Source organism: Psychrobacter piechaudii, assembly GCF_900162825.1.
GTDB lineage: Bacteria > Pseudomonadota > Gammaproteobacteria > Pseudomonadales > Moraxellaceae > Psychrobacter > Psychrobacter piechaudii.
The window spans coordinates 1-8,705 of sequence record NZ_FUGE01000267.1 but is presented as its reverse complement, the minus strand read 5'-3'; the positions used below and the strand labels follow the sequence as shown (position 1 = coordinate 8,705).

Annotated in this window: 8 protein-coding genes and 1 pseudogene; 6 read left to right on the top strand and 3 right to left on the bottom strand. The window is 38.5% G+C overall.

The window, feature by feature from the left end; translation table 11 throughout:
- Positions 1–339, bottom strand: a pseudogene (locus tag A1019T_RS12845) (RNA-guided endonuclease InsQ/TnpB family protein); the annotation flags it as partial.
- A 164-nt stretch (positions 340–503) separates the two neighbouring features.
- On the bottom strand, positions 504–1,502 hold the full coding sequence (gene sohB / locus A1019T_RS12840) for a protease SohB (RefSeq protein ID WP_077452122.1): 999 nt from the start codon (positions 1,500–1,502) through the stop codon (positions 504–506).
- A gap of 255 nt (positions 1,503–1,757) precedes the next feature.
- Here sohB and aspS point away from each other — a divergent pair, with 255 nt between their 5' ends.
- The 6 genes from aspS (at position 1,758) to A1019T_RS12810 (ending at position 7,876) form a co-directional block, all read left to right on the top strand.
- Positions 1,758–3,563: an aspartate--tRNA ligase gene (gene aspS, locus A1019T_RS12835; protein WP_077452120.1), complete on the top strand. Its 1,806-nt coding sequence runs from the start codon at positions 1,758–1,760 to the stop codon at positions 3,561–3,563.
- A gap of 124 nt (positions 3,564–3,687) precedes the next feature.
- Positions 3,688–4,590: a lysophospholipid acyltransferase family protein gene (locus A1019T_RS12830; RefSeq protein WP_077452118.1), complete on the top strand. Its 903-nt coding sequence runs from the start codon at positions 3,688–3,690 to the stop codon at positions 4,588–4,590.
- 96 nt (positions 4,591–4,686) lie between these two features.
- A complete protein-coding gene (locus A1019T_RS12825) occupies positions 4,687–5,406 on the top strand; it encodes a glycosyltransferase (RefSeq protein ID WP_208608082.1) in 720 nt (239 codons plus the stop codon).
- Positions 5,407–5,479: 73 nt separating this feature from the next.
- A complete protein-coding gene (locus A1019T_RS12820; protein ID WP_077452114.1) occupies positions 5,480–6,328 on the top strand; it encodes a hypothetical protein in 849 nt (282 codons plus the stop codon).
- A gap of 30 nt (positions 6,329–6,358) precedes the next feature.
- Positions 6,359–7,117 carry a hypothetical protein gene (locus A1019T_RS12815; protein WP_077452112.1) on the top strand — a complete coding sequence of 253 codons (759 nt, stop codon included), beginning with the start codon at positions 6,359–6,361 and terminating at the stop codon, positions 7,115–7,117.
- A 63-nt stretch (positions 7,118–7,180) separates the two neighbouring features.
- Positions 7,181–7,876, top strand: a complete 696-nt coding sequence (locus tag A1019T_RS12810; RefSeq protein ID WP_077452110.1) for a putative nucleotide-diphospho-sugar transferase — start codon at positions 7,181–7,183, stop codon at positions 7,874–7,876.
- Between the two features lie 144 nt (positions 7,877–8,020).
- On the opposite strand, the gene A1019T_RS12805 is transcribed toward A1019T_RS12810, so the two are convergent.
- Positions 8,021–8,705 (bottom strand): glycosyltransferase (locus A1019T_RS12805; RefSeq protein WP_143514153.1); only part of this gene is annotated, 685 nt, incomplete at its 5' end.

Here is an 8,705-nt window from a genome sequence, read left to right as displayed (position 1 = left end):
GTATTTGATAGCAGACTTTTTAAAAGGTATCCAGCCCAGTGTTTTGCGTTTTGCATCAGGACGATTGCTGCGCCAGTTAAGTTTGGCTTTTTTAAATTGTTTACGTGATTTAGCGTGTATTTCATTGATAGCCTGCAAGGTCTGACTGTGTATTCCTAAATACTCACCGCTACCTTTGGTGTACTCACTTAGATCATAAGCACTAAAAAACTTACCAGTACGTTTTAGATGCTCAAAGCAAAGTGCATTGACATAGTTCCACACGAAGTTCACTGAAACGCTTAGACGATTCAGCTCTTTTATGTGGTTGTCTTTAATGCGTAGCTTGAGTGTTTTCATATATCAGTATGGCAAGATTAATTTTAGCTTACAACCCTTTAACGACTTCTTACGACAGTGTGTGTCGCCTTATATCCACCCCCTGAAGTGGGTGGTTTTACGGCGACTGGTGATAATAGGCTTTTAAAGGGACTTTTATAATAACCTGTTTATGACAAACAGCCTTAAAACTTCAAGCGCTTATCTTGTTCAATTTTGCTCATCACTTCTGGCAGTTTATCGCCAATCGCCATCAAGGCAGATTTGGTGGCCGTACTCACCACACCCGACACTGCCGAATGTGCAGCATTTGCCAAGCCTAATTTCTCTGCAAAGGTGGGTTTTTGACGCGAAAGCAGTGCGTAGGCTTGATGATTTTCCATTTGTTTTAATAAATAAGCATCCGAAGTGCTTAGCTCGTCTACTAAGTTCAATTTAAGCGCATCTTCCCCATACCAATGATCGCCATTGGCTACTTTTGATAGGTCAAGCTGAGGACGATAAGTGGTCACAAAATGCTTAAATAATTCATGAGTCTGTTCTAGCTCTTCAGTATATTTGGCACGGTCTTCATCATCATTTTCACCAAACATAGTGACCGTACGCTTATACTCACCTGCAGTGAACATTTCATAATCGATGTCATGTTTTTTTAGCCATTTATTGAAGTTTGGGATTTGTGACACTACCCCAATAGACCCTACTACCGCAAAGGGCGCAGCTAAGATTTTATCTGCCACACAGGCCATCATATAACCGCCACTGGCTGCAATCTTGTCCACACAGATAGTAAGCGTTAATCCTGCCTCTTTAAGACGTACCAATTGCGCTGCTGCCAGTCCATACCCATGCACCATGCCGCCGCCTGACTCTAAGCGAACCACAACTTCATCGTCTTTATTGGCGGTACTGATAATTGTGCTGATCTCTTCACGTAAGTGCTTTACTGCAGAAGCTTTAATATCGCCATCGAAATCCAAAACAAAGATTCTTTTCTCTTTTTTCTTAGATTTACCTTTGTCTTTTAGTTTCTGTTTGGCTTTTTTTGCCAGTGCTTTTTGAAATTGTTTTACTGCATTTTTATCTTCTGTCGCTTCAATTAAACTTTTGCGACGTTGCTCTTGGCTTTTATTTAGATGAATAACTTTTAATTCAACAGGATTCTTGGCAGGATGAAACAACATAAACTTTCCTTATCAGATAAAACTATAATAGATAAAACAACTCAAAAAACAAGACTGATATAATAACCATATATCGACATTATGTTTTTATAATATTGTTATTAATATGCGTTTGCATTTGCACATTTCAAGGGTGCTCGGTTGTAACAAACGCCAATATTAGGCATAATGTGCGTTTGATAAAAATTCTAATTGAGATAACCTTCTTAATTTTATAATTATTCTTTTTGATAACTGATAGGTAGTGGACAGTTTATGAAGCGTACCGAGTATTGTGGGGCAGTAACCGAAGCGTTGCTAGAGCAAACCATCACTGTAAAAGGATGGATTCACCGTCGCCGTGACCACGGTGGTGTAATCTTCTTAGATATGCGTGACCGTGAAGGTATCCTACAGGTTGTAATTGACCCAGATACACCAGAGGCTTTTGCAACAGCTGATGCCGCCCGTCCTGAGTATGTATTACAAATCACAGGCCGTGTACGTAAGCGTTACGAAGGTACTGAAAACCAAAATATGACCAGCGGTCAAGTAGAGCTATTAGCCAAAGAAATTAAAGTGTTGGCTAAATCAGAAACGCCTCCATTCCCTCTTAACGATGAAAACACCACGGTAAATGAAGACCTACGTCTTAAATACCGTTATTTGGACATGCGTCGCCCACAAATGCAGGAGCGTATGGTTTTCCGTGCTAAGGCCACTTCTACTATTCGTCGTTATTTAGACGACCATGGTTTCTTAGACGTTGAAACCCCAATCCTAACTCGTGCTACGCCAGAAGGTGCTCGTGACTATCTTGTGCCATCACGTACGCGTCCAGGTAACTTCTTTGCTTTACCACAGTCACCACAGCTGTTTAAACAGTTATTAATGGTGTCAGGTTTTGATCGTTATTATCAAATTGCTAAGTGTTTCCGTGACGAAGACTTACGTGCTGACCGTCAGCCAGAATTCACTCAGGTGGACATCGAAACTTCTTTCTTAACTGAAGAAGAAATCATGGGCATCAACGAAGGTTTAATTCAAAACCTATTCAAAACTATGCTTGATGTAGACTTAGGTGAATTCCCACGCATGACTTACGCAGATGCGATGCGTGACTATGCTTCAGATAAGCCAGACTTACGTATTCCATTAAAATTAGTTGACGTAGCTGACTTAATGCAAGGCGTTGAGTTCAAAGTATTCGCTGGCCCTGCTAACGATCCTAAAGGTCGCGTGGCTGCGTTACGTGTACCAAATGGCGGTTCACTAACCCGTAAGCAAATCGATGAGTACACCAAATACGTAGGCATCTACGGTGCTCGTGGTCTAGCTTACATCAAAGTAAATGATGTCACTAACATCAACAATGGTGTGGATAAAGAGTCTGGCTTACAATCACCAATCATCAAAAATATGAGCGACGACGTATTGGTAAGCCTAATTGAGCGTACAGAAGCTCAAGACGGCGACATTATCTTCTTCGGTGCTGATAAAGCGAAGATTGTTAATGATGCTATGGGTGCGTTACGTGTCAAGATTGGTCTAGACATGAACATGGAAACTTGTGAGTGGGCACCGCTATGGGTAGTTGACTTCCCAATGTTCGAAGAAACTGATGATGGTAAGTGGACTTCTATGCACCACCCATTCACTATGCCTAAAGGCTCAGTTGAAGAGTTGAAAAATAGTCCAGAAACTGCTCTATCAATCGCTTACGATATGGTATTAAACGGTACTGAAATCGGTGGTGGTAGCTTACGTATTAACACGGTAGAGATGCAGCGTGCAGTATTTGATGCTCTAGGTATCTCTGAAGAGGAAGCCAATGAGAAATTCAGCTTCCTACTTGACGCTTTAAAATTCGGTGCGCCTCCGCACGGTGGCTTAGCATTCGGTCTAGATCGCTTAATCATGTTGATGGTTGGCGCAAGCTCAATCCGTGACGTGATTGCTTTCCCGAAAACTAAAACAGCTGACTGTCCATTGACACAGGCTCCTGCGGAAGTAGATAGTCGTCAGCTTCGTGAACTGGGTATCCGTGTTCGTGAAAAAGCTCAAGCTGAGTCTAAAGAGTAATTAATGGTTTATAACCCATACTCTTTTAAACTATTTGCTGATTCTAAATATCAGTAAATTTTTTTAGTAAGGCGATAGCTGGCTCATCATGATTCAGTATCGCCTTACGTATGAGTGAACTGATATGAATCCATTTAATGTATTTAAATATGTGCCATTGTCCGTTATGCGGGCATTGGCACTTTTTGTCGCTTGGATTGCCATTTTAATTCCTGATTTAAAAATCAAGCGTATTATCCGTATCAATTTACGGTTGGCTTATCCAGAATTTTCTGAAGAAGAGTGCGACTCTTTCACCAAAACAGTTATTAAAAACCAAGCATTAATCGCTGTTGAATCCATCAAATGCTGGGCCATGCAGCCTGAGTGGAGCCTCGCTCAGATTGAGAACGTATATAATAAAGAAATTCTTGATGAAGCTTTGACCAATCCTAATGGCATGCTAGCAATTGTTCCTCATCTAGGAACTTGGGAGATGATGAATGCTTGGATCAATCAATTCGGCTCACCTACTATTTTATACAAGCCAGTTAAATATAAATCTGCCAATGATTTCATTTTAGAGGGGCGACAACGCCTTAATGCCACCTTAGTTCCTACAGATGCTTCAGGGGTTAAAGCTGTTTTTAAAACCCTAAAATCTGGTGGCTTTAGTATTGTCTTACCGGACCATGTTCCTCACCCTTCTGGCGGTGTCATCGTCCCTTTCTTTGGTATTGAGACCTTGAGTAGCACCTTGGCCCCTAAACTTGCCAGCAAAACGAAATGTGCTTTAGTAGGTCTAACTTGCATACGTAATAGTAATAACAAATTTGATATATTCTGCACTAAATTAGACAATCCTGACCTATATTCTCGTGATATGGAAGTGGCTACCCACGCTTTAAATGATGCTATGGAAGAGATGATTAAAGTCTGCCCCAGTAATTATATGTGGAGCTATAGAAGATTTAAACACATTCCCAACCTTGGCAACCCCTATAAAGCCACTAATGAACAGTTAATTGAGTATCTTAAAAATAAGTAAAACGGTAGTATTGGCTTATTAAGATATTAAATAAATTCAAATACAAACTAGGATATTAAAGTGTCTGATAATAAAGAAAACCGCTATATCATCTGTATGAAATGGGGCACTAAATATGGCCCTGAATATGTCAATCGCTTATACAATATGGTTAAACGTCATCTAACTTTAGATTTTCAGATGGTGTGCTTAACTGATGATGAGACCGGTATTGATCCAAATGTTCGCTGCTACCCTATTCCTGAGCTTAATTTGCCTGATGGTTTGCCTGAGCGTGGTTGGAAGAAGCTAACTACTTTCAAGCTTGAGCTATACGATTTGAAGGGCACTGCCTTATTTTTAGACATTGATATTGTTATCGTCGATAACATTGATGCTTTCTTTGAATACGAAGCAGAACATGAGGACAGCGTGGTAATTATCCGTGATTGGAAAAAGCCTTGGCGTATGATTGGCAATAGCTCGGTATATCGATTCAAAGTTGGTCAAAACACTTATCCTGATTTGTTGAGTAATTTCGAACGTAACTTTTCAACCATACGCAACGAAGTCCGCCACGAGCAAGCCTACTTATCCAATTATTTACGTAAGCACCATCATCTAGAATACTGGGATAAATCTTGGTGTGTCAGCTTTAAGTACCAGTGTATGGCTCCTACCCCATTAAACTTCATTAAAGCCCCCAGTTTACCTCAAGGCGCTAAGATTATTATTTTTCATGGCGAGATTAATCCACCTGACGCAATCAAAGGCGGTGGTGGTAAATGGTACCGTCATGTTAAACCGAGTCCTTGGCTTAAAGAGTATTGGCAGTAGCTGAGCTAAACTACTAGATTAAGCTGGAGCACTATTCCATATTAAATAAAACTGACAACTTAAAGACTTTCTTATGCTGACTCCTAAGCACATCGATATAAAAACATCAAATGGCAGTTATTCTATTAAAACCTTTGATAAACAAAACATGTCACAAAATCTTAAAGCCTTGTCAGTAAATATCTTTGCTTCAGGACCTTCTATCGCAAATCTGAAGTTTGAAGATGATTTATTGAGTAGTCCGAGTATATTAGTTAATGGGAGTCTTACCATTACTGCGGAGCATGATTTCACCAATATTGTGGCTTATGTGATAAGCGACGAAAGATTTATCAAACACAATGCTGAGATCCTAGAGCATTTTTATACCGGGCAGCCTTTATACATCACTAAACCAGTAATTGAAGCGATTGCTGTCAACTTACCTCATCTTATCGAAAAACATCAGCACTCTATTACTATTATTTACCCAGTAGATAGACCCATAGTCTCTACTGATAAGGTTGGTTTTCTTAACTCTCTACCTTTAATCAAGAAAATAGGTAATAAAAAACTATCATTAGCTGACTTTAAAGACCATCCTGACTTCGTTATTGACACTTCAGGCTACCCCAAACCCATAGGGGTCTCTTTAAATATTGAGCAAGGATTTGTTGAGGCAGGAACTGTCGCTTTTGTGGCAGCTCAACTAGCCTATACATTAGGGGCCAATCAAATCAACTTATATGGTATAGATTTGATAAACAGCAACCAGCCTAGGTTTTATGAAAAACAAGATAATGCTGCACCCTGTAAACTTGATAAGGCGATAACAGATCGTATTGTGCCTTCCTTTGATTTGTTGGGTAGAGTATATGGTGAACATGGGGTTAATGTTAAGAACCACTCCCCTGTTTCAAAAGATTTATTTAATAATATCTAGACAATCTGTTATAAAATTGGAGTTTCAAGTATGACAGAGCTAACAGGATGGAAGCGTAAAGCCGTACTTTTATTTGCTAGTGAAAAAAAACTAGGGGCCAGTCATGTGGTCTCAAGCTACTCCAAAAAATCTTATGCGGATATGAAAAGAAAGATACTATCTGAAGAAGAAGTAGAATGGGTTGAAAATTCTGATAAACCTCGTCTCAAGGACTTATCTGCTCATCTAAAGAAAGTTAAAATAGAATTTATTGATAAACCAGAGATATGCTTTTATCATGCCACCCTCGTTGTTCTCTTACGGCGCGGTTATAAAAGCAAAGAGACTTATGAAGAATTTGAAAAGCTATGGGAAACAGAGTCCGATTTTTTGTTAAACAATCTGTCTTTACGCTGGATAGTTTCTGCTTGTGATACCTTCGTTGATCACTCACCCAATCCCTTGCGTTCTGCTATATTGCTCAATGTGTCGACTTTAATAAACACACTCAAAACCTATGAAACTGAAAAGTTCTTACGTGGCTTTGAAACTGTTGATGATATAAACGAAAAAAATGTAGAAGCTTTATATCTTAAGCACCTAGAGTTATACCAAGGATTAACCTACTTTCGCATAGGAACAGATGATACCCTAAGAAATATGCGAACTCGGTATGAAGCTTTTCAAGACTTGGACCAACTTGCAGCCTCTATTTTGCTATTTGTATTTGAGAAAATTCAGAACTCACAGACTGCTTTTGCTTTAATTAGAAGTTTACATAAAGATGAAAAATCTAAATGGTGGAATTAACAAACTAAATTAGCTGTTATTTATACACCTTTACCCAACATACTTTAAACTATTGAGAATTTTATGACCGAACTAATCGAAACAGACTCTATTATTAATATAAATGACCAACATAGCTTCATTGTTTGTTGTTTTTATACCGAAAGCTACCACGAGCATGCTATGCGACTAAAAAGCTCTTTAGATAAATTTAGTCTTAGCTATTATTTTAGCCAAGTAGAAGATGCAGGTTATTGGGAAGCCAACACTCGTCTTAAGCCACATTTTGTGATGGAGTGCTTAAATAAATTCCCAGAAAAAGATGTTCTATATTTAGATGCCGATGCGATAGTAAAACAGCCCATTGATTATTTTAATAATGTAACTGCGGATGTGGCATTTTATAAGACTAAAGGTATGCCAAGTATGTCTCATGACTATTTGGCCAGTACTATGTTTTTTAAAAATACCGAGCCAACTAAAGCTTTAGTACAGCAATGGATTACTGAGCAGGTAGATGGGAAAAACACTCAGGTTGATCAAGACAGTCTTGATCAAGCTATGATTAAATTTGAGAACAAGATTTCGGTAGAACCTTTGCCTGCTGGATACATCAAGATATTTGATAAAGATTACGAAGGTGAGATTTACATTGAACAGTATCAGGCAAGCCGTAGCCAAACTAAACTTAGACGTCAAAAGATACGTCAGAGAAATAGAATAGTAGGCGTTGTATTGCTAGGAGCTGTTCTTGTAGCCACCTATGTAATAGCTGGATAACTACTATCTATGAGTAATGAAAATACTTTAAATAGTATAGGTAATTGTCCATTCTAAGGTTGGAAAAGCAGTGTCTCTTAACTTTATCAAGTATTTAATACAATACGCTTAAGTTCATTTTATTACTAGGTTATCAATATATTTTTAGCTCACAAGCTCTATATATTGGGCAGCTATATTAGTAGGTAAGAACTTAGTATTGAATGGCACACTATAATCTTTAGGGGCTTGCATAGCAGCTTGTATTTTTTGCGCCAATGCATCAATATCTCCTACAGGAACTAAATTATTTTCAGGTAATAACTCACTGGGTCCCGATGGACAATCAGTACTGATGACAGGTGTATCTAATACAAGTGCTTCTGCAATCACCAGTCCGAACCCTTCAAAACTTGATGCCAAAATCATGACTTTGGCATTCTTTATATAGGGATAAGGATTGTCGTGAAACCCTACGAACTTAACTTTATCATCTAATCCAAGGGATACGACTAGATCTTTAGTCTGTTCAAACAATTTACCTTTACCTAATAATATTAGTGGCAATGACATATTGGTCTTAGCATAAGCTTTTATCAAAACATCATGCGCCTTTTGTTTTTTAAAACTACCAACATGCAAGATATATTCATCAATTTCAATAGATAGTTCTTGTTGGGCTAGTAATTTTATTTTTTGACTATCAATTGGATTGTAAATAGTCTTGGTATTTGTAATACCTAATGTCTTCCTAAAGTCTTCCTCTACTCCATGACTAACAAAAATACAAGGATGCTTGCTATACACATCTTTTAAATCAGAAAGGCTGTTTTGCGTATTAGCGTTTAAT

Coding starts and splice junctions, on each gene's coding strand:
- sohB (WP_077452122.1), bottom strand. CDS start 1,502: ATGTTGTTTCATCCTGCCAAGAATCCTGTTGAATTAAAAGTTATTCAT.
- aspS (WP_077452120.1), top strand. CDS start 1,758: ATGAAGCGTACCGAGTATTGTGGGGCAGTAACCGAAGCGTTGCTAGAG.
- A1019T_RS12830 (WP_077452118.1), top strand. CDS start 3,688: ATGAATCCATTTAATGTATTTAAATATGTGCCATTGTCCGTTATGCGG.
- A1019T_RS12825 (WP_208608082.1), top strand. CDS start 4,687: ATGAAATGGGGCACTAAATATGGCCCTGAATATGTCAATCGCTTATAC.
- A1019T_RS12820 (WP_077452114.1), top strand. CDS start 5,480: ATGCTGACTCCTAAGCACATCGATATAAAAACATCAAATGGCAGTTAT.
- A1019T_RS12815 (WP_077452112.1), top strand. CDS start 6,359: ATGACAGAGCTAACAGGATGGAAGCGTAAAGCCGTACTTTTATTTGCT.
- A1019T_RS12810 (WP_077452110.1), top strand. CDS start 7,181: ATGACCGAACTAATCGAAACAGACTCTATTATTAATATAAATGACCAA.